At 72.2% G+C, this 20,548-nt stretch carries 20 protein-coding genes and 2 pseudogenes; 9 read left to right on the top strand and 13 right to left on the bottom strand.

Going from position 1 to position 20,548, the window contains the following annotated elements; genetic code table 11:
• Positions 1-82: 82 nt before the first annotated feature.
• Positions 83-1,066 carry a DUF418 domain-containing protein gene (locus FVE25_RS47170; protein WP_157254077.1) on the top strand — a complete coding sequence of 328 codons (984 nt, stop codon included), beginning with the start codon at positions 83-85 and terminating at the stop codon, positions 1,064-1,066.
• A 64-nt stretch (positions 1,067-1,130) separates the two neighbouring features.
• Here the strand turns inward: FVE25_RS47170 and FVE25_RS47165 are convergent, their stop codons facing one another.
• The gene (locus tag FVE25_RS47165; RefSeq protein WP_157254076.1) at positions 1,131-1,481 is read right to left on the bottom strand and encodes a hypothetical protein; all 351 of its coding nucleotides are present in this window, start codon (positions 1,479-1,481) and stop codon (positions 1,131-1,133) included.
• A gap of 263 nt (positions 1,482-1,744) precedes the next feature.
• Positions 1,745-2,884 carry an MFS transporter gene (locus FVE25_RS47160; RefSeq protein WP_157254075.1) on the bottom strand — a complete coding sequence of 380 codons (1,140 nt, stop codon included), beginning with the start codon at positions 2,882-2,884 and terminating at the stop codon, positions 1,745-1,747.
• A 60-nt stretch (positions 2,885-2,944) separates the two neighbouring features.
• Here FVE25_RS47160 and FVE25_RS47155 point away from each other — a divergent pair, with 60 nt between their 5' ends.
• Complete coding sequence (locus FVE25_RS47155; RefSeq protein WP_157254074.1) at positions 2,945-3,310, top strand: MerR family transcriptional regulator; 366 nt, start codon at positions 2,945-2,947, stop codon at positions 3,308-3,310.
• Here FVE25_RS47155 and FVE25_RS47150 read toward each other — a convergent pair.
• Positions 3,283-3,726: a hypothetical protein gene (locus FVE25_RS47150; RefSeq protein WP_157254073.1), complete on the bottom strand. Its 444-nt coding sequence runs from the start codon at positions 3,724-3,726 to the stop codon at positions 3,283-3,285. The genes FVE25_RS47155 and FVE25_RS47150 overlap by 28 nt on opposite strands.
• A gap of 133 nt (positions 3,727-3,859) precedes the next feature.
• Between FVE25_RS47150 and FVE25_RS47145 the strand changes: the two genes are divergently transcribed.
• Positions 3,860-4,654, top strand: coding sequence for a helix-turn-helix transcriptional regulator (locus tag FVE25_RS47145; RefSeq protein ID WP_157254072.1), 795 nt, complete (start codon positions 3,860-3,862; stop codon positions 4,652-4,654).
• A gap of 34 nt (positions 4,655-4,688) precedes the next feature.
• Here FVE25_RS47145 and FVE25_RS47140 read toward each other — a convergent pair whose 3' ends face one another.
• Positions 4,689-5,375 (bottom strand): TetR/AcrR family transcriptional regulator, encoded by a 687-nt coding sequence (locus FVE25_RS47140; RefSeq protein WP_157254071.1) that lies wholly within the window; start codon positions 5,373-5,375, stop codon positions 4,689-4,691.
• Between the two features lie 54 nt (positions 5,376-5,429).
• Between FVE25_RS47140 and FVE25_RS47135 the strand changes: the two genes are divergently transcribed.
• Positions 5,430-6,566: an FAD-dependent oxidoreductase gene (locus FVE25_RS47135; RefSeq protein ID WP_157254070.1), complete on the top strand. Its 1,137-nt coding sequence runs from the start codon at positions 5,430-5,432 to the stop codon at positions 6,564-6,566.
• Between the two features lie 466 nt (positions 6,567-7,032).
• On the opposite strand, the gene map is transcribed toward FVE25_RS47135, so the two are convergent.
• Positions 7,033-7,797, bottom strand: coding sequence for a type I methionyl aminopeptidase (gene map, locus FVE25_RS47130; protein WP_157254069.1), 765 nt, complete (start codon positions 7,795-7,797; stop codon positions 7,033-7,035).
• 47 nt (positions 7,798-7,844) lie between these two features.
• Between map and FVE25_RS47125 the strand changes: the two genes are divergently transcribed.
• A complete protein-coding gene (locus FVE25_RS47125; protein ID WP_157254068.1) occupies positions 7,845-8,171 on the top strand; it encodes a helix-turn-helix domain-containing protein in 327 nt (108 codons plus the stop codon).
• On the opposite strand, the gene FVE25_RS47120 is transcribed toward FVE25_RS47125, so the two are convergent.
• The 3 genes from FVE25_RS47120 to FVE25_RS47110 all read right to left on the bottom strand — a co-directional run bounded on the left by FVE25_RS47120 (position 8,081) and on the right by FVE25_RS47110 (position 11,393).
• The gene (locus FVE25_RS47120) at positions 8,081-9,169 is read right to left on the bottom strand and encodes a tyrosine-type recombinase/integrase (RefSeq protein WP_157254067.1); all 1,089 of its coding nucleotides are present in this window, start codon (positions 9,167-9,169) and stop codon (positions 8,081-8,083) included. The genes FVE25_RS47125 and FVE25_RS47120 overlap by 91 nt on opposite strands.
• Before the next feature lie 269 nt (positions 9,170-9,438).
• On the bottom strand, positions 9,439-10,956 hold the full coding sequence (locus FVE25_RS47115) for an MFS transporter (protein WP_219825968.1): 1,518 nt from the start codon (positions 10,954-10,956) through the stop codon (positions 9,439-9,441).
• On the bottom strand, positions 10,956-11,393 hold the full coding sequence (locus tag FVE25_RS47110) for a cupin domain-containing protein (RefSeq protein ID WP_157254066.1): 438 nt from the start codon (positions 11,391-11,393) through the stop codon (positions 10,956-10,958). The genes FVE25_RS47115 and FVE25_RS47110 overlap by 1 nt, the downstream gene beginning before the upstream one ends.
• 127 nt (positions 11,394-11,520) lie before the next feature.
• Between FVE25_RS47110 and FVE25_RS47105 the strand changes: the two genes are divergently transcribed.
• From FVE25_RS47105 to FVE25_RS57235, 3 genes and pseudogenes are all read left to right on the top strand, one after another.
• On the top strand, positions 11,521-12,396 hold the full coding sequence (locus FVE25_RS47105; protein ID WP_157254065.1) for a LysR family transcriptional regulator: 876 nt from the start codon (positions 11,521-11,523) through the stop codon (positions 12,394-12,396).
• Positions 12,397-12,414: 18 nt separating this feature from the next.
• Positions 12,415-12,636, top strand: a complete 222-nt coding sequence (locus FVE25_RS47100) for a hypothetical protein (protein ID WP_157254064.1) — start codon at positions 12,415-12,417, stop codon at positions 12,634-12,636.
• 18 nt (positions 12,637-12,654) lie between these two features.
• A pseudogene (locus FVE25_RS57235) lies at positions 12,655-12,885 on the top strand (SDR family oxidoreductase); the annotation flags it as partial.
• A 24-nt stretch (positions 12,886-12,909) separates the two neighbouring features.
• On the opposite strand, the gene FVE25_RS47090 reads toward FVE25_RS57235, so the two are convergent.
• From FVE25_RS47090 to FVE25_RS47080, 3 genes are all read right to left on the bottom strand, one after another.
• Entirely contained in the window at positions 12,910-14,439 is a 1,530-nt protein-coding gene (locus FVE25_RS47090) for a helix-turn-helix domain-containing protein (protein ID WP_157254063.1), read from the bottom strand.
• A gap of 16 nt (positions 14,440-14,455) precedes the next feature.
• Positions 14,456-16,138, bottom strand: coding sequence for an enoyl-CoA hydratase-related protein (locus FVE25_RS47085; protein ID WP_157254062.1), 1,683 nt, complete (start codon positions 16,136-16,138; stop codon positions 14,456-14,458).
• A gap of 634 nt (positions 16,139-16,772) precedes the next feature.
• Positions 16,773-17,012, bottom strand: coding sequence for a hypothetical protein (locus FVE25_RS47080; RefSeq protein WP_157254061.1), 240 nt, complete (start codon positions 17,010-17,012; stop codon positions 16,773-16,775).
• A gap of 1,321 nt (positions 17,013-18,333) precedes the next feature.
• On the opposite strand from FVE25_RS47080, the gene FVE25_RS54120 reads away from it, so the two are divergent.
• Positions 18,334-19,272 carry a helix-turn-helix transcriptional regulator gene (locus tag FVE25_RS54120; protein ID WP_181019938.1) on the top strand — a complete coding sequence of 313 codons (939 nt, stop codon included), beginning with the start codon at positions 18,334-18,336 and terminating at the stop codon, positions 19,270-19,272.
• Between the two features lie 670 nt (positions 19,273-19,942).
• Here FVE25_RS54120 and FVE25_RS47065 read toward each other — a convergent pair.
• Positions 19,943-20,296, bottom strand: coding sequence for a nuclear transport factor 2 family protein (locus FVE25_RS47065; RefSeq protein ID WP_157253614.1), 354 nt, complete (start codon positions 20,294-20,296; stop codon positions 19,943-19,945).
• A gap of 97 nt (positions 20,297-20,393) precedes the next feature.
• Positions 20,394-20,548: pseudogene (locus FVE25_RS47060) on the bottom strand (Pup--protein ligase); the annotation flags it as partial.

Genomic DNA, 20,548 nt, shown 5'->3' with positions numbered 1-20,548 from the left:
GGGTACCGGCCGAAAGTACGGTGCTGTTTCCCTGCTTTCCGCCGATGTGGGCGGGGGTGCGGGGCGCGCAGGATGTGGGCCCATGGGAAACGAGAGAGTGCCGGTGCCGGGACGGGCGCGGGTTGCGGCGCTGGATGTGCTGCGGGGGTTCGCGCTGTGCGGGATTCTGCTGGCGAATGTGAGGCCGATCGCTCACGCGGGTGGCACGGCCGCCGTTGAAGGTGATGGGGGGCCGGCGTGGCTGGGGATGTTCGTCGATCAGCGCTTCTTTCCGATCTTTTCGCTGTTGTTCGGGGTGGGGTTCTCGCTGCTGGTGGAGTCGGCGCGGTCGCGGGCGGTGCTGGCGCGGCGGCTGCTGGTGCTGCTGGCGGTGGGGCTGGCGCACATGTTCCTGCTGTGGCGGGGCGACATTCTGACGATCTATGCGGTGGTGGGGCTGGTGGTGTTGCTGCCCTCGACGTGGCTGGCGCGCTGGGCGGTGGCGGGGCTGGCGGTGGTGCTGGTGGCGGTTCCGATCGCGGTGGGCGGTGGCGGGGTGTCGCTGGTTCCGGGGTTGCTGCTGCTGGGTTCCGCGCTGACCCGTTACGGGGTGGTGGGCCGGTTGGAGGGGGCGGTGCGGGTTCCGGCGGTGCTGGGGGTGGTGCTGGCGGCGGGGGCGGTGCCCGCGTTGTGGATGCAGGTGGGCACGCCGGTGGACGCGGCGGCGTTCCCGGTGTGGTTCGCGGTGGCGGGGCTGCTGATGGCGGGGGTGTATGTGTGCCTGCTGCTGGTGTTGCTGGCCGGGCCGCTGCGGCAGGCGCTGGAGCGGGTGTTCGTGCCGTTGGGGCGGATGGCGCTGAGCAACTATCTGTCGGCCACGGTGGTGGTGCTGGTGGTGGCGCGGGTGGTGGGCGGGCCGCCGGAGGGCTGGGGGCCGGTGGCGGTGCCGGTGATCGCGGGCGGGGTGGTGGCGGTGCAGTGGGTGGTGTGCTCGTTGTGGCTGCGCCGGTTTCGGCAGGGGCCGCTGGAGTGGCTGTGGCGCTGGGCCACGTGGGGCCGTCGTCCGCCGTTGCGGCGTGGGGCCTGAACCCGCTCGATTGTGTCGCCGCCTGGCCGAGCTGCCCGCCGGGGCGGCGTGAGGTGGGGCGGGATCAGAGGCAGCGTTCGCGGCCGGGGGCCGGTACCGGGGCTTTCTGCGATCGGCTCGGGGACGACGTCGCGGGCGTGGGTCTGGGTTTTGATGGGTTTCCCTGCCGCGCCCCGACCTCGGCCGGCCGGTAGTCGGCCCATCTGATGGCGCCGTTCTTGAGGTTGACGATGGAGAACTCCTCCCGGTCGCACGGTCCGGGCGGGTAGCCGTGGTCGGGCCAGGTCCGGCTCCGTTCGGCGCGCAGCAGCACGCTGTCGCGGCCGAGGGGGCGCAGGGCGTGGACGTATTCCAGGTCGTAGGGCAGCGCGAGATCTTCGGTGGTGACCCGGTGGGCGGGGTCGCGCAGATCCACTTGCCCGGGCCGGTTCCGGGCGGGGTTCTAGGTCGCGGGATTGGCGATGCGGCCGCATGCCGGCCGGTGGCCTTGCCGGTGGGTGAGGGGCGCCGTTGCGGCGCCCGGCCCGTGCGACGTGAGAAGCGATCCCCCCGACCTGCGCCCGCCCGCGGCGGCGGGTGGCGTGGGGGCGGCTTCGCCGTAACAGGGATGCAGCCGCGTGCGGGCGCGCGCCCGGGGCCGTACGGCGGCGCGCCCCGATGGCGGGCCCGCGCGCGGGGTCAGGCGCGCACGCGCAGCACCGCGGCCAGGGCCGGCCCCAGCACCCCCAGCGCCGCCCACGGCAGCACCCAGGCGCCCACCCCGTCCAGCAGCAGCCCGCCCGCGAACGAGCCGCCGGCGATCCCCGCGTTGTACACCGTCGTCTGCAGCGCGGTGGCCACGTCGGCATGCGGCGTGCCCGTCCGCTCGATCAGGGCCGCCTGCAGCAACGTCGGCAGCCCGCCGAAGGCCAGCCCCCACAGCGCCACCGCCACCACCAGCGCCGGCGCGCCCTGCCCGGCCGCCCCCAGGACGGTCATCGCGCCCGCCACCACCCCCAGCGCCAGGCGCAGCCCCGCGCGCACCCGGCCGTCGATGAGCGCCCCCGTCAGCCACACCCCCGCCACCGTGGCCACCCCGAACAGCAGCAGCAGCCCGCCCGCCGCGCCCATCCCCGCCCGGCGGGCCAGCGGCGCCAGATAGGTGTTGACGCCCTGGTGGGCCAGCAGTACCCCGAGCGTCAGCGCCAGCGACGTCGCCACCCCCGGCAGCCGCAGCACCGACATCAGCGGCAGCCGCCGCGCGGCGGCCTGCCCGGCCACCGGCGCCACCGCCCGCCACACCCACAGCGCCAGCAGCCCGGACAGCGCCGCCAGTACGGCGAAGGCCGTCCGCCACCCGCTCACCTGCGCCAGCGCGCTGCCGGCCGGCACGCCCGCGCACAACGCCAGGGTGATGCCCGCCGAGACGATGGCGATGGCCCGCCCGCGCCGCGCCGCCGGGACCAGCTGGGCGGCGTAGCCGATGAGCATCGCCCACAGCGTCCCGCCGGCCACCCCCGCCAGCACCCGCACCGCGAACGTCAGCGCATACGACGACGACAGCGCGGTCGCCGCGTTCAGCACCGCGAAACAGGCCAGCACCACCAGCACAACCGGCCGCCGCGGCGCCGCGCGCAGCGCCGCGGTCACCGGGAGGGCCGCCGCGAACGAGGCCAGCGCGTACCCCGACACCAGGAACCCGGCCCGCCCGGGCGCGACCCCCAGGTCGGCGCCCAAGGGCGTCAGCAGCCCGGCGGGCAGCAGTTCGGTCACCACCGCGATGAAGGCCGCGCACGACAGGGCGCTCAGCGCCCCCGCCGGCAGCCGGTCGGTCGACATGCCGCTATCGTGAAACCTTCACATCAGTGTGAAGGCAAATCGCGGCGGGAAGGGGCGGCGATGCGGATCGGCGAGCTGTCGCGGCGCACCGGCGTGCCCGCCCGGATGCTGCGCTACTACGAGGAACAGGGGCTGCTGCGGCCCGAGCGGGCCGCCAACGGCTACCGCCGCTACCCCGAGCAGGCCGTGGTGCGGGTGCAGCAGATCCGCGGGCTGCTCGACTCCGGCCTGACCACCGAGATCATCGGCCGTATCCTGCCGTTCCTGCAGCAGCCCGACGCCATCGTCATGGACCCGCGCTGCCTGACCCCGGAGCTGGCGGTGCTGCTGCGGGCCGAGGCCGATCGCATCACCGCCCGCATCGACTGCCTGACCCGCAACCGTGACGCCCTGCTCGGCTATCTGGCCGCGGTGTCCGGCTCCTGAACCGAGCCGGGTACGGCCCCGCGGCCGCCGGGGGCCGTCACGCGGCGCAGGCCGGCGTACTCCAGCCCCGCATACACCCCGACGGTCACCGCTCCCAAGAGCACGAACGCCACCCCCAGCCCGGTCAGCGGCAGCACCGGCGAGAACGCCAGCGCCACCATCGACACCGCCGAGATCGCGTTGCCGGCCACCGCCATCGCCGCGAACCGCGCCGGGATCCGCGGAAAGGCCGCCAGCAGCCCCAGCGCGGCCGCGCCGCCCAGCATGGCCACCCCGAACGGCACCGCCCACGACACCGGCAGCCCCAGCAGCGGGCTCAGCGGCCTGGCCAGCGCCAGCAGCACCACCCCGAACACCGCGGTGCTCCAGCCGTCGATCCGCAGCACCAGCCGCAGCGCATCCTGTGAACCCCTCATCCGGGCATCCCCCTCCGCCTTGCGGCCCCGGCCTGCCCGGGGACACCCCGAGGCTCCCATCGCCGGCGTCATGACCTCAATAACCTGCCAGGTCATGTCCGCCGTTATCGGGCCAGGTCGTTATCCTCCACGCATGACCGACTCCCGGGCCGGAGCCCTGCTGCGCCGGTGGCGGCAGCGGCGCAGGCTCAGCCAGCTCGAGCTGTCCCTGCTGGCCGCCACCTCCACCCGGCACCTGTCGTATGTGGAGACCGGCCGCGCCCGCCCCAGCCAGGCGATGATCCTGCGCCTGGCCGAGGCCATGGAGGTGCCGCTGCGTGAGCGCAACACGCTGCTGCTGGCCGCCGGGTACGCCCCCGCCTACCGCGAGAGCGGTCTCGGCGAGGACGGCATGGCCGCCGTCGCCGGCGCGCTGAACACGATGCTCACCGCCCACGAGCCCTATCCCGCCGTCGTGGTCGACCGGTTGTGGAACGTCGTCTGCGGCAACGGCGCCATGGCCGTGTTCATGGACGGCCTGGCCCCCGAGCTGGCCGCGGCCCCGCCCAACGTCTTCCGCCTGGCCCTGCATCCCGGTGGCCTGGCCGGCCGTCTGGTCAACTACGGCCAGGTGCGCGAGCTGTTCCTGCGGCGGCTGCAGCGCCAGGTCCACGCCGGCGGCGAGGAGGCGCTGCGCGCCCTGCTGGAGGAGGTCAGCGCCTACCCCGAGCCCGCCGGCCGCCCCGGCGCCCCCGGGCCGGAGCTGGCGGCCGGCCCCATCCAGGTGCCGCTGCGCCTGCGCACGCCGATGGGGGAGCTGTCGATGTTCAGCACCATGGCGACCTTCGGCTCCCCGGCGGATGTCACCCTGTCGGAGCTGGCCATCGAGCTGTTCTACCCCCTCGACGACTTCACCGCCGCCGCCCTGCGCCAGCTGGCGGGCCGCTGAGGGGACACTGAGGGGCCGCTGAGGGGGTGCTGCCTCACGGCGGGGTGAGTTTGGCGGCCACGGCGTCCAGGACCCAGTCCAGGCCGGTGGCGAAGGACTCCTCGGCGTCGACGTCCCTGCCCTCGTGCACGGCCCTGGCCAGCGCCGGGAACCGGCCCGTGGCCAGCATCCTGCTCAGATGCGGGCCGAAGGCGCGCTGCCACTCGCGCTTGGACAGGCCCGTGGCCCGCTCGGCCCGCAGGTTCGCGATCTCGGCCCTGATCGCGCCGGTGACGTAGGCGCTGACGGTCTCCACCGCGCGCATGACGGTGTCGAGGCCGGCCAGGCCGTCCAGGGCGGCCAGCGTGGCCTCGGTCACCGCCAGGGCGTTGGGGCCCAGGCTCGGACGGCCGCCGAGCAGGTCGGCCAGCCATTCGTGGCGGCGGGCGGCCTGCCGGGTGCGGTGGGCGCGCCCGTGCAGCACCTGCCGCCAGCCGTCGCCGTGCAGGCCGGGCAGGATCTCGGCGTGGACCTCGTCCACCATGAGGTCGAACAGCTCCTGCTTGGTGGAGATGTATCCGTACAGGCGCATCGGGCCGGCCTGCAGCCGGGCGGCGACCTTGCGCAACGACACCGCCTCCAGCCCGCCCTCGTCGGCCAGCGCGATGGCGGCGGCCACGATGCGCTCGCGGTCGAGCGGCACGGGGCGTGCCGGCGGCTCCGGCCGGTCCCACACAGTCATGCCGTTCATCGTAGTGTTGCGATACACCGTATACGGCTAATACGGTGTATCGATATGAGACGCCGTATCGCCGTGGTCGGAGGCGGCCCCGCCGGCCTCACCTTCGCCCGCGTCCTGCACCGCCACCATCACCCCGTCACCGTCTTCGAACGCGACGCCGCCCCCGACGCCCGCCCCCCGGGCGGGGCGCTGGACCTGCACGAGAATCTGGGCCAGCTCGCGCTGGACAAGGCGGGACTGCTGCCGCGGTTCCGGGCGCTGTCGCGTCCCGAGGGGCAGGCCATGCGCATCCTGGACACCGACGGCACCGTCCTGCGCGACTGGCGGCCCCGTCCCGGCGACCTGGCCAACCCCGAGATCGACCGCGGGCAGCTGCGCGACCTGCTGCTCGGCCCCCTGGAGGTGCACTGGGGCAGGGGAGTGCGGCAGGTGGTGCCGGGAACGCGCGACGGCGTGCAGATCCGCTTCGCCGACGGGCGGCAGGAGAGGTTCGACCTCGTGGTCGGCGCGGACGGCGCCTGGTCCCGGGTCCGCCCGGCCCTGTCGCCCGCCCGGCCGCACTACACCGGCGTCACCGTGGTCGAGAGCGCCCTGGACGACGTCGAGAGCCGCCACCCCGGCCTCGCCCGGCTGATCGGCGACGGCTCCCTGGCCGTGTACGGCGTGAACCGCGCCCTCGTCGCCCAGCGCAACAGCGGCGGCCACGTCAAGGTGTACGCCCAGTTCCGCGCGCCGCTCGACTGGCATACCAGCCAGGACCGGGGCGCGGGCCTGGATCCGGCCGGCACCGAGGCGATGCGATCAAGCCTGCTGGCGATGTTCGACGGCTGGGCCGGCCCCGTCCTCGACCTCCTGCGCCACGGCACCGCCTTCACCTACCGCCCCCTGTACGTCCTGCCCGTCTGCCACACCTGGGCCCACGTCCCCGGGGTGACGCTCCTGGGCGACGCCGCCCACCTGATGCCGCCGCTCGGGGTGGGGGCCAACCTGGCGATGCTGGAAGGCGCCGAACTCGCCGAGTCCCTGGCCGCCGCCCCCGGCGACCTGGACGAGGCCGTCCGCGCCTTCGAGGAACGGATGTGGGCACGGGCCGGCAGATGGGCGACGTTCACCGCGGCCGGCCTGGAACGCCTCGTCAGCCCGGACCCCGCCCAAGCCCTCGCCCTGTTCGACGAGGTCCAGCCCACCTGACGGCCCCTCACCCCCGGGCAGGGGTACGGCAGGCCGCGACGCAGGGCCGGGGGACAGGGGATCCATCACAGGAGACCCGGACTCCGGACGGCCGGGCGGCCGCCGCGGCCGGTCGGGGCGCCTCCGCTCCTCACCGGGCCCGGAGGGTTTGTCCTGGCTCACCCTTCACCGGCCCGCCCTCGCCCGGTCGCGGTCCCGGTCGAGGCCCTGGCCGGCCTGCCGTGACCCCCGCTTGTGGCCCGCTACCTCGCTTGCGCCCGTGACCGGCCTTGCGGCACTGAGGGCCGTGCACCTGTGACCGGCCATGCGGCTGTGACCGGCCTACCGGTTCTGCCCGGTCTTGCGGCTGTGACTCCCGCTTTCCGGCTTTCCAACCACGCCTTCCCGGCTCACCCAGTGCCCTCCGGTGCCCCTTCGTGCCGGACCCCGCGGTAGTCGCGCCCCGGCGGCCGCGCCGTACCCGATCTCACAGGGCGGTCAGCACCAGCGGCGGGTCGGCGATCGCGACCGAGTGCTCGGCGTGGGCCGCACGCGAGCCGTCCACGCTGCGCAGTGACCACCCGTCGGCCGCCACCCGGTAGTCGTCACCGCCCCCGGCGATGAACATCGGCTCGATGGCCAGTGCCATCCCCTCCCGCAGCAGCAGCCCGCGCCCGGCCCTGGCCCGGTTGGGCACCGACGGGTCCTCGTGCATGTGGCGGCCGATGCCGTGGCCGCCGAAGTCGCCCGGCACCCCGTAGCCGTGCCGGGCGGCGACCACGGCGATGGCGTGGCCGATGTCGCCGATGCGGTTGCCGGGCCGCGCGGCGGCGATCCCGGCGGCCAGCGCCTGCTCGGTGGCCGCGATGAGCGCCCGGTCGGCCGGCGCGGGCGGGCCCACGGTGAAGGTGACGGCCGCATCGCCCGCCCAGCCGTCGAGGTAGGCGCCGCAGTCGATGCTGACCACGTCGCCCGCGCGCAGCCGGTAGCCGGTGGGGATGCCGTGCACGATCACGTCGTTGACCGAGGCGCAGATGACGGCGGGAAACGGCGTCGGGGCGAAGGCCGGCCGGTAGCCCAGGAAGGCGGGGCGGGCGCCGGCCTCGGCGATGACGGCCGCGGCGATGTCGTCCAGGTCGGTGAGCTTGGTGCCGGGGGCGGCCGCCTTCCTCGTTGCTGACAGGGCACGGGCCACGATCCGGCCCGTCTCACGCATCGCCGCGATCTCCGACGGCGTCTTGATCTCCACCATGGCGATAACTATACCGGTATTATTATCCCGCCTGTAGACTGCGGGCCATGGTGCGACCACCCCTGACACCCGAAGAGCGCCTGCGCGGCGAGCACCTCGGCCTCCTGCTGCGCCAGGCCCGGGGTCAGCGCAGCATCGCCGACGTGGCCGCGGCCGCGGGCATGTCCGCCGAAACCCTGCGCAAGATCGAAACCGGCCGGATCGCCACCCCCGCCTTCTTCACCATCGCCGCCCTGGCCGCCACCCTCGGCATCTCCCTGGACGCCCTGGCCCCGCCCCCCGCTCACCCCGAACCCTCCGCGGCCCCGGGCGCCCGCAGCAACGGATGGGCGCGCATGGCCACCTCCAGCTCACCCGGCAGCTCATCGCGATAACGACCCAGCGTCGACAGATCGCTGTGCCCCAGCACCCGGCGTACCGCATCCATGTCCACCGCATCGGCCAGCAGATGCGTCGCCGTGGTGTGCCGCAGGCCGTGCGGCGTCACCGTGCGCCGCCGCTCCGGATCGACCAGCCGCTGCACCCGGTCGATCACCGCCTGCACGTCCTGGCGCGCCAGCCGCCGCCCCCGCCACGACAGCAGCAGCGCCTTCTCCGCCGAGGCCGCCCGCTCACCGGCCAGGAACGCCTCCAGCGCCAGCGCCACATCCGCCGGCAACGGCACATCCCGCGTGCGCCCGCCCTTGCCGAAGATCCGCCAGTAGCGCACCCCGTCGTTGGTGTAGAAATCCTCCACATTCGCCCGCACCAGCTCCGACACCCGCGGACCCAGCGCCGTCAGCAGCAACACGATCAGCCCGTCACGCAACGGCGTGCGCTGATCCCGCCGCCCCCGCCCCTCATCCTCACCCAGCTCCCGCGCCGCCCCGATCAGCCCCTGCGCCTGCTCACGCGTCAGCGCCCGCCGCTCGGCCCGCAACCCGCCCCGCTCACGCGCGCTGACCGTCACCGCCGCCATCGGATTGATCTGCACCCACCCCGACAACGCCGCATGCTTGAACAACGCCGAGATCGAGCGCCGAAAGCGCGCCTGCGACGAGGCGCTCTGCACCCCCGCCTCCGGCCGCGCCCCCTCACCCGCCTGCCCGGCGCCCGGACCCTCCGGGCGGGCCCCAGGACCCTGAGGACGCGGCGAGCGCCGGCCATCGGGCTTGCGCGCGAACGCCAGCAGGATCGCATCCACGTCCTCGCCGGTCAGATCGTCCAGCACCGTGCCCTCACCGGCCAGCGCCACCAGCGTCGCCGCATCGCGCGCATACACCTCCGCCGTCGCCGGCGACAACGCCCCCGTCACCGTCTTGGCCCGCACCAGCTCCACGTAACGATCAACAGCCTCCGCCACCGTCAACCGGTTGAGCTCCGCAGGCCGCACGCTCCCACCTCCGCAGATAGCCAAAGATCCACTGCCGAACGCTAGCGGCCACCACCGACAATTTCACGAGGCCACCACCCTGCCCAGCCACACGACAACAAGGAAGAGGCACCGGCGGGAAACGCGTCAAGAGCCGCCGGTCGCATCGGCCTGGCGGGTACCCGACGGCGGTGCCATCCGGTGCCCGGGAGCGCCGCCGCCGTGCCCGGCGGTGACGCGGGCCGAGATCTCCTCACCCAGCCGTGGCCGGAGGGCCCGCGCCGCCGGTTCTACAGGACCGACACCAGCGCGGCCAGCAGCGGAAACACCGCCACCACCGCCAGCACCAACGGCAGCCCCAGCACCGGGGCCAGCGCCCCCACCAGCCCCGAGCCGACCGCGCCGCCCACGAACAGCGTCAGGTTCACCAACCCCATGCCCGTGCCCCGCACCTCGGCCGGCAGGTGCGCCGCCACCTCACCGGTGACCACGATCTGCGCCAGCGCGAACCCCGCCAGCGCCAGCGACGCCGCACCCACCACCATCCACGCACCCCCGGCACCGGCACCCGCCGCCACCAGCGCCCCCGCACCCGCCAGCGCCACCACCCCCAGCACCCGGCGCGCCCCCGCAGCCCCCAGCCTGCCCGCCCACCGGGCCGCCACAGCGCCCACCACCGCCCCCGGCAGCAAAGCCGCGCCGATCCCCAGCACACTCCACCCGTGCAAGCGCGCCAGCACCTGCGGCGCGGCGAACATCGTGGCGAACAGCCCGCCGAACACCCCCACCCCGGCCGCCACAACCGGCCACAACACCCGCCGGCCGACGACCGCGTGCGGCACGAACCCGTACGGCCGGCGCCCCACCCACCACGCCAGCGCCGAGGCCGAGGCCACCAGCGCGGCCACCACCACGCCCACGACCACCGGGCCCAGCCCCAGCGACGCCGACTGCACCACCACCAGCAGCGCCCCCGCGCTGCCCGACAAAAGCACCGCGCCCACGCCGTCCACCCGCCGCCCCGAGCCCCCAGGACCGCCCGGGCCGCCCCCGGCCGCCGGCAGGCACCAGGGAAGCGCAACCAGCGACAACACCGGCAAAACCACCGCCAGCCGCCAGCTCAGCCACGCCGTCACCACCCCGCCGGCCAGCGTCGCCGAAGCGGCGAACACCCCCATCACCACCCCATAGGCCCCCAGCAGCCGCGACCGCTGCCTCACCTGGGCCCGCGCCAGCAGCGTCGCCCCACCGGCCGCCATCGCCCCCGAACCCGCCGCCAGCAGCAGCCGGCCGCCCACCAGCACCCCCAGCGCGGGCGCCAGCGCCGCCACCAGCGCCCCGGCCCCGAGCAGCACCGCCCCGGCCAGCAACACCACCCGCACCCCGAGCGTGTCGGCCAGCCGCCCGAACACCGCCGTGCCGATCCCCAGCGCCAGCGCGTGCCCGGTCAGCACCCACGCCACCGCCCCGCCACCGGCCCCCAGCTCGGCGGCCACCTGCGGCAACGCCACCCCGGCCGCGGTCACGCCGAACACCGAGGGCCCGAACAACGCCCCCAGCCGCACCGCCAGCCCCACCGGCCCGCCGCCGGCCGCGCCCGGCGGCTGGAGACGGCCGCCCGCGGAACCGGCCGCCGCAGGCCCCGGGAGAGCCCCGGCGGAGGCCGGGGGAGTCCGCACCGGGTCGGCCGCCTCCAGCCGCCCGGACTCCCGCCGCCCGGTTTCCAGCCGTCCGCCTTCCACCGGCCCCACCCCGCCCCGCCGTACCCGCAACACCCCGAACCACCGCACACCCGCACGCGCCATCATCACGCCACCCCGCCCCGCCACGACTCCACCGCGACCCCGAACACATCGAAATCCGCCCCGACCACCCCCGGATCAGGCGCAGCCCCCTCCATCCGCCGCCCAAGCTCCCGCAAATACGCAAACCGCCGCACCCCCGGCGCGATCACCACCAGCACCTGCGCCGCATGCCCCGGCCACGCCCCGAACGCGTGCGCCACCCCCGGCTCCACCACCACCAGCCCACCCGCCGGCACCCGCGAACCGGCGCCGTCCACCCAGAACTCCACCACCCCCTCCAGCACGTAGAACGCCTCCGCCGACACCCGATGCAGATGCGGCGCCGCCCCCTCGGCCCCCACCCCCAGCGACAACCGGTTCACCCCGAACGCGGCCCCCTCCAGCAACAGCTCGAAACCCCCGGCCCGCTCGGCCGACCCCGCCAGCACCACCACAGCCATCCCCAGCCCCTCTCACCCGGCGCTCACGCCAACACCCCTTCATCGAAGCCCAGGGAAGAAGACGGCAACCAGCGGCAGTTACCACCCCCAGTAATCACCAACCGCGATAAATCACCGAAAGACGCCGATGGAGCTCCGCCAACTGCACTACTTCGTCACCGTCGCCGACGAAGGCGGCTTCGCCCGCGCCGCCGACCGCCTGCACATCGCCCAATCCGCCGTCAGCCAGCAGATCCGCCGCCTCGAACGCACCCTCGGCCTCACCCTGTTCGACCGCTCCACCCGCCACGTACGCCTGTCCGGCGCCGGCGAACGCCTCCTGCCCGAAGCCCGCGCCGTCCTGGCCGCCGCCGAACGCACCCGCCAGATCGCCGCCGACATCACCACCGGCGCCGACGGCGTCCTGCGCCTGGGCGTCATCCAAACCCCCGCCCAGCGCACCTACCGCGTCCTGAACACCCTCGCCCAGCACGCACCCCGCCTGCAGGTCCGCCTCAAACACCTGCCGCTGCCCGAACGCCTGGCCGCCGTCCGCACCGGCGCCCTCGACGCCGCCCTCGTCCGCGCCCGCCCACCGGCGCCCGGCCTCGACCTGCTGCCCCTGTGGACCGACCCCCTCTACGCGGCCCTGCCCGCCGGCCACCCCCTGGCCGCCCACCCCACCCTGACCCTGGCCCAGCTAGCCCCCCTGCCGCTGCGCCTGGCCCCCCGCGAAAACAACCCGGCCTTCCACGACCTCATCACCGCAGCCCTCCACGAGACCGGCGCTCAGCCGCCGCCCGCCCCCGCCTTCACCACCTTCCAGGAAACCCTCACCGCCATCGCCGCCGACCCCACCCCGTCCTGGACCGTCTTCTACGAGGTCGCGGCCCTGCCCCACCTGCCCCGCCTGGCCCTGCGCCCCCTTGCCGCCCCCGCCCTCACCACCCACCTGGCCGTCCCCCCGGACCCGCCCACCCCCGCACTACGCCACCTGCTCACCGCACTACGCCAAACCCCCTGAACGGGGAACCCGGCCTCCTTGCCCACGAAAAGGAGCCGCTACCGTGACATCCGAAAAGGAGCCGATCATGGGCAGACCCACCGGAAAACGGCCCGCGTCACCAGCGGCGCCTCCGGCATCGGCCGCGCCACCGCCCTGGCCGCCCAAGCCGCCATCCCCGCCGTGCGCCGCGCCGGCGGCTCCATCATCACCCGGGGCTCCATCGCCTCCGTCGACGCCGAAGAAGGCTCCGCCTACTGAGTCGGCAAAGGCGCCGTCCTGATGCCCACCAAGACCATCGCCCGCGAACACGCCAAAGACGGCATCCGCGCCACCTGCCTGCGCCCCGGCATGGTCGACACCCCCATGGCCACCCTGAGCCACAACCCCGGCGACACCACCAGCCGGCAACCCCTCGGCCGCGACCGCGCCGGCCAGCTCGCCGACATCGCCGTCCTCCCGGCCGGCGACGAATCCAGCTTCATGACCGGCTCAGCCGCCATGGCCGACGGCGGCTTCACCGCCATACAACCGCTAAATATCGCGGAACGTCTCGATCTGCGCACCCACGGCATTCAGCCGCTCCGCCAGATCCTCATACCCCCGATTGATCACATACACATTCCGCAGCACCGACGTACCCTCGGCCGCCAGCATCGCCAGCAACACCACCACCGCCGGACGCAACGCCGGCGGGCACATCATCTCCGCAGCCCGCCACCGCGTCGGACCCTCCACCAGCACCCGATGCGGATCCAGCAACTTCACCGACGCCCCCAGCCGCGTCAGCTCCGTCAAATAAATCGCCCGATTGTCATACACCCAATCGTGAATGAGCGTCGACCCCTGCGCCACCGCCGCGATCGCCGCGAAAAACGGCACGTTGTCGATGTTCAGCCCCGGAAACGGCATCGGATGAATCTTGTCGATGGGGGAGTCCAGCTTCGACGGCCGCACCGTCAAATCCACCAGCCGCGTCCGCCCATTGGCCGCCGCATACTCCGCGCCCCGATCGTGATCCAGCCCCATCTCCTCGAGCACCGCCAGCTCGATCTCCAAAAACTCCACCGGCACCCGCCGAATCGTCAGCTCCGACGACGTCACCACCGCCGCCGCCAGCAAACTCATCGCCTCCACCGGATCCTCACTGGGGGAGTAGTCCACGTCCCGCTCGATGAACGGCACCCCGTGCACCGTCAGCGTCGTCGACCCGATGCCCTCCACCCGGACCCCCAGCTCCTCCAGGAAGAAGCACAGATCCTGCACCATGTAATTCGACGACGCGTTCCGGATCACCGTCACACCGTCATGCCGCGCCGCCGCCAGCAACGCATTCTCCGTCACCGTGTCCCCACGCTCGGTCAGCACGATCGCCCGCTTCGGCGACACCCCACCGGCCACCTGCGCGTGATAAAACCCGCCCGTCGCCGTGATCTCCAACCCGAAATGCCGCAACGCCGACATGTGCGGCTGCACCGTCCGCGTCCCCAGATCACACCCGCCCGCATACGGAATCCGGAACCGCTCCGTCCGACGCATCAAGGGCCCCAGGAACATGATCACACTCCTGGTACGGCGGGCCGCCTCCGTATCCATCGCCTCCAGCTCCAACCGAGCCGGCGGCACAATCTCCAGATCACTGCCATCGTTGATCCACCGCGCCCGCACCCCGATCGAGGCCAGCACCTCCAAAATCCGGTAGACCTCCTCGATCCGCGCCACCTTCCGCAAAATCGTCCGGCCCGAATTCAGCAACGACGCGCACAACAACGCCACACACGCGTTCTTCGACGTCTTCACATCGATACTGCCCGACAGCCGCCGCCCGCCGACCACCCGCAAATGCATCGGCCCCGCATAACCCAGCGACACAATCTCGCTGTCCAGCGCCTCACCGATCCGGGCAATCATCTCAAGACTGATGTTCTGATTACCCCGCTCAATACGGTTGACCGCACTCTGACTCGTCGCCAGAGCATCCGCCAACTGCAGCTGCGTCCATCCACGATGCTGACGCGCGTCCCGAATCAACCGGCCGATCCGCGCCAAGTAGTCATCCGCCATAGCGCACCAACATATCTCACATATGAGATGCCCCATCCCAGGCGCCCCGATGAACCGCCAGATGCGCCGGCGTCACCTCCGCCCGCGCCTTCCGCACAAACGCCCCCCGCGCCGCCCGAAACCCCCGACGATCATCGAACATGTCCCGGCTCATCTCCGCCAGCTCCTCCGCCCGATACGCATCCAACGGCTTACGCCGCTCATCGGCCGCCCGCCGCGCACCCTTGGCCGCCACCAACGCCTCCCACTCACCCCCCGCCGCCAACGCCCCCGCATACTCCAGCACCGACCGCTCGAACTCCAGCCGCCCCCCACCCAGCACCCCATCGGCCAGACCCAGCTCCACCGCCTGAGCCGCCCCCACCGGCAACGCATCCTCCGTCAACCGCACCGCCGCCGACGCCCCCACCCGCCGCGCCAGCACATACGTCCAGAACTCACTCCCGAACAACCCCATCGTCCGATAGTGCGGATTCAACACCACACCCTCACGCACCAGCACCCGATCCGCCCCCAACGCCATCATCACCCCACCCGCACCCGCGTTCCCGCCCACCGACGCCACCACCAACTGCCCCGAACACCCCACGATCTCCCGGCACACCGCATTGATCGCATTGATGTTCATCCACGCCTCCAACTCCGGATACGCAGCCGCCTCGATCACATTCAGATGAATCCCATTCGAAAACACCTCCCCACCCCGCACCACCAGCACCCGCGTATCCTGCTCACCCGCATACCGCAACGCCGACGCCAGCCGCCGGCACTGATCCGTCGACATCGCCCCGTTGTAGAAATCAAAACTCACCACCCCCACATCAGCCGTCCGCTCATACGTGATCTCCGTATACCCCGCACGCTCCTCCAGATGACCCACCCGATCACCCAGCACCATCACCGCCGGCAACTTCACCCCATCCGGCCGATCCAGCCGAAGATGCCCCACCCACACCGTCCCATCACCGGTATGCACCAGCACCGCACCCTCACGCCGCGCCGCCACCACCCCCGCAGCCCCCACCAACGCCGGCCCCCGGAACACGTCGAACACCCGCACCTCAAGCCCGCACAACACCGCACGCCCACCCGGAGCCCCATCCGCGGCCCGCACCCGGCGCACAATCGCCTCCGTCGCCTCCGACCACTCCACCTCCCGATCCGCCCGCCGCATAGCCGGCCGCAACCGCCCCACCACCTCCGGCCGCCCATAATCCAGCGGCACCGGCCGAAACTCCCCATCCGCCGCCTTCGCCGCCACCTCCAGCACCAACTCCACCGCCGCATCCGCAACCGGCCCGTTGTACAACGACGACTTACGCACCGCCTCCGCCGGCAACGGGAACATCCGATACCCCCAGATCGGCCCCGCATCCATCTCCTCAACCGCCTGCAGCGCCGTCACCCCCCACTCCCGCGCCCCCTCGGCCACCGCCCAATCCAGCGACGACGGCCCACGATCCCCGGGAGGGCCCGGATGCACGATGACCACCCGATGCCGCTGCCACAACCCCGCCGGCACCTTCTCCTTCAAAAACGGGCACACCACCAGATCCGGCTTCGCCAGCTCCGCCGCCTCGAGCATCACCTGCTCCGACACCGCCAGCTCCACGCTCACCTCGTGACCGGCACCCCGCAACGCCAGCCACGCACGCTGCGTCAGACCGTTGAACGACGAGCACAGCAGCAAGATACGCACGCGAACCTCCGAACCATCACGGACAACCCAGGGGAGAGGACGGGCAGGGACACCACAGCGAGGAAACCGGCAGGGGAGGCGCTCAGACCTCAGCTCCCGCCCAGCTACCGGCGTTTTCGGCAGTCCCAAATGACCCGCACATGGCACAAGATGTTGACACGTACGAGCAATCGGCGCTGACAATTCACGCAAAATCCCGGATTGTCCGGTACGGCGGGGCGAACCGTCCGGGAAGCACACCAGGGGAGGGGGCCCCGGGGGAGGTGCCTCGGCCCGTGCAGCCGGACCGGACCCGCACCCAGAAGGCCGCAGACATGCGCCCATGCCCGCCCCTCACCCTCGCCGCCGCCGCACCGACCGTCAAAGCGGCGGGCACCCTGGCCGACGACGATCCGCCGGCACCTGCGCACCCGACGCCACGCACACGCGGGTGAGCTTTACTCAACGGCTCGGCCATCGTCGGCAACGAGCACGCCAGCCGGCGCAGATCTGCCGCCACAGCAACTCGCCGATCGGCATCAGCTACAGCGGTCCCGGCCGGGGAATGCCGCGCCCCCTGAACCCGCATATCCCATACCAGACAGAATCCACCTTCTGTCTGGTATGGGATATTTTCGTCCTATTTCATGATGATTCAAAGCCGCCGAACAAACCGCACCGCGGCACGATGACTCATCCCGGTCTCACCCCTGACCAGGAACACCGCCTCCTGCAACTGCCCGAGCGCCTTCATCTCCAGCGCCTGCTCCACCATGTCGGAGGAGGGGGCGGGGCGATTACGGGGGCGGCGGGTGAGCCGGGCGGCCAAGACGATGAGCCAGATGACACCGGCCGTCACAACGCCGGTGAGCGCGACCAGAGCCGTAGCAGACATGCCCGCCTGCTGCCCGGGCGCGAGGAGATCATGCGCGGCGCTCGTTGAGCAGGTACGGCCGGCGTGGTCGCCCGGGATGCCGCTGTCGTCGCATCGCGCCCGTCGACGCCGGCCAGGACCGCCGGCTCGCCGCAGTCTGCCGCCGGCTGCCGCACGGTGGCTCCTGGCGCCGCATTCCAGGTCGACGTCACGCGTGGACGCTGGGCCGGCGCGTATGAGTGGCTCGCGCGTGAGTGTCGTCGGACGGCGTTCCTCGGCTCAAGGGGTTACCTGCGCTGCATCACACGTGTGTCCCTCTCATCGACATTTGCTTGATAATGTACATTATGTCAAGTTAATGTGATCTTGACCCTCTTTCTCGGCGTGTCACCCGGATCCGGAAGAGGTGCCGTGCTCGCCGCGGTACACCCGATCACGGGGTATCGCGCCGGTAGGCACCGGCTCAGGGACCGGCGGGTCACCGCCACCGCCGGCACCCGGGACCTCGACATCCGGGACGCTTCGGATGCTGGTTTCGGAACGCCGTACCGTCGCCGTCGGCCGGAACGGCGACGCCGAAACGGGCGCCGCTCACAGAGGCTCGGCCCCTCGCGCCACCCCTGGCGCGATGCCGGTGAGCTCTTATCCGCGGTGTGCGCCCGTGGTGGGCGGCGATGGGTGGTGGCGATCTTCGGGGGGTGGGCGCGCGGCCGGGCGGGCCGGCGCGGTAAGCTTTCCCGGCCCTCTCCCTCAGGGTTGTTTTCGTTGTCCGGATGTGGACACTTTCCGGCCTTCTGGCGATGCCATGCTCCCCCAGTGTCGCGGGGCTTTGTCATCGTATTCTCATATGCCCTTGTCATAACCCGGTGTGAATTCTCGGGAAAGTGATCGCATGTGAACCGCTAAAGTGGACGACCGCAACCCGGATAATCGCCCATCGTCTCCCCTACCTGGGGTTTCCTTTATCAACTATCGAATGTTGCATCATCTCATTTGTTGGTCGGGGATTTGACAAAAGCGGGGGTGTGGATTGATGATCCTGCGGTGGGTTGATTCGCATGTCCGCGTTAAAGGAGAACGCTGCTGACATTCAAATTTTGACATGTCTGGCGGTGGTCCCTTTAGGGCGGCGGCGTGGTGGTGAGGAAGAGCTCCGGGCCCGGTGGGGGCGCTGGGGGGTGGTCCCCCGGGCCCGGATGCCGCATGCCTGCACCGCTCCGGTGTGCGGGCATGCGGCCCCTCTCCCCTGGGTTGCTTGCCGGGGAGCCCGTGACGTTGGCCGGGTGTGGGTGTTGTGTCTCCTGGTTGCCGGGTGCCGGCGGTGGTGTTTCACACTGGGTGGGTGTTGGAGACGTCGGTGCGGTTGTTGCGGTTGCTTGCGTTGTTGCAGGCGCGGCCGGTGTGGTCGGGTGCGGAGTTGGCGGGGCGGTTGGGGGTGACGACGCGGACGGTGCGCAATGACGTGGAGCGGTTGCGGATTTTGGGGTATGAGGTGCGTTCGGCGACGGGTACGGCGGGTGGGTACCGGTTGGGGGCGGGTGCGGCGATGCCGCCGTTGCTGCTGGACGATGAGGAGGTCGTGGCGGTTGCGGTGAGTTTGCAGGCGGCGGCGTCCGGGACGGTGACGGGGATCGAGGAGACGTCGTTGCGGGCGCTGGCGAAGGTGGAGTCGATGTTGCCGGCGCGGTTGCGGGGGCGGTTGGCGGCGTTGCGGTCGGCGACGGTGTCGGTTGCGGGGCGGGGTCCGACGGTTGATGCCGAGGTGCTGGCGGAGGTGGCGTCGGCGTCGCGGGATCGGGTGCGGTTGCGGTTTGTGTATGAGGGGTTCGGGGGGGCGGTGAGTGAGCGGGAGGCGGAGCCGCATCGGCTGGTGTATACGGGGCGGCGTTGGTATGTGGTGGCGTGGGATGTGGTGCGGGGTGATTGGCGGACGTTTCGGGCTGATCGGATGAGGTTGCGGGTGCCGGCGCGGGGTGCGGGGTTCGCCGGGCGGGAGATGTCGGCTGCGGAGGCGGCTGAGCGGGTGGTGCGGGGGGCGGGTTCGGTGGCGTGGCGGGTGCCGGCTGAGGTGGCGGCGGGGTTGCTGGCTCCGGCGGCGGGGCTGGTGGTGGCGGATGGGGCGGAGGCGTGTGTGCTGGAGACGGGCGGGGATTCGGTGGAGGCGTTGGCGGGGTTCTTGGTGAGTTTGGGGGTGGGGTTCGTGGTGCTGGATCCGCCGGGGTTGCGGGAGGCGGTGGGGGTTCTGGGGCGGCGGTTGCTGGAGGCCGCGCAGGGTGACTGAGGTGCTTGGCTGGGGTGGGTGGCCTTGCCGTACCTGCCGCCGGGCCGTGCCTCTTGGCCTGTAGTCCGCGACTGCTCTGCGCCCTTGCGGATCGTCGTGTGGTCACCCCAGGCGTCCGGCTGCGCCCGGTCGGGGGTGGGCACTGTGGGGTTGGTCACTGATCGTCGGGGATGCGGGTGGTGCTGGGCGGGTTCGCGGGGTGGGTGCGGTGGTGGTGTGGTCGGCTGGCGGCGGGGCGGATTTCGCCTGCTACAGCGGGTGTTCTGTGGGTTTGTGGTGGTGTGTGGGGCGGGTGGTGCGGGGCGGGGGTCTGAGGGGCTCGTCGGGTGGGCCGGCGGGTGATGCCGTTTCTTACAGGTTTCTTGACGAGTCGTGGAAATGGGGACTCGGATGGTTTTGACGCGCTTACTCTGGATATCTGGTACGCGGCCGGAAGGGGACCCACGTGGGGAACGATGTGTTGTGCCAGGTCTGTCAGGGGGTTTTGCCAGCGTCTGGGCGTGAGGCGTACACCGCCGCCCGGGCGCGGCTGGTGGTGACGAACGGCTACTGCCAGGGTGGGTGCGCCGAGCGTGCCCAGCCGCCGGTGCAGGCCGTGCGGGTGGGCGCCGCTCCCCCGGCTCCTGCGCCGGTCCCGGCTCCGGGTGTGCCGAGTGCGGTGCGGGTGTAGTCAGGTTTCGTGCCAGTAGTCCCTGGTCTGTACGGCGCGGCCGTCGTGGCCGAAGGTGATGAACACGCAGCCGGCCAGGGTGTGCTCGCCGTCGGTGACACGGTATTCGACGGCGGCTCGGTCGCCGTCCACGATGGGCGGTTCGAAGTGGGCGCGGGGGGCGTGCTCTTCTGCGAAGGATCTGCGGATGTAGTCGGCGATTTCGGCTTTCCCGCGGTGTGGTGGGCGGAAGGGCATCGAGGTGTGGACGGCGTCGTCGGCGTACAGGGTGAGGATGGCCTCGGCGTCGTGGTGGGTCCAGCCGTGCTGCCAGGTGTCGGCGAAGCGCTGGGCGGCGGCGCGGGTGTCGGTCATGGGGTGATCGTAGGTGGCCGTGCCGGCGGTCTGGCTGGAGGCTGCGCCGGAGGGCAGGCCGGCGGGGCGGGTACCCGGCCGGCCTCTTGTCTCCAGGTCACATGCCGGCGATGAGCTTGTCCACTCTCTCGTCCACGCTGCGGAACGGGTCTTTGCACAGCACGGTGCGCTGCGCCTGGTCGTTGAGTTTGAGGTGCACCCAGTCGACGGTGAAGTCGCGGCGCTTCTCCTGGGCCTTGCGGATGAACTCGC

This window comes from Nonomuraea typhae (assembly GCF_009760925.1).
GTDB lineage: Bacteria > Actinomycetota > Actinomycetes > Streptosporangiales > Streptosporangiaceae > Nonomuraea > Nonomuraea typhae.
This window is presented reverse-complemented; position numbering and strand designations above follow the sequence as displayed.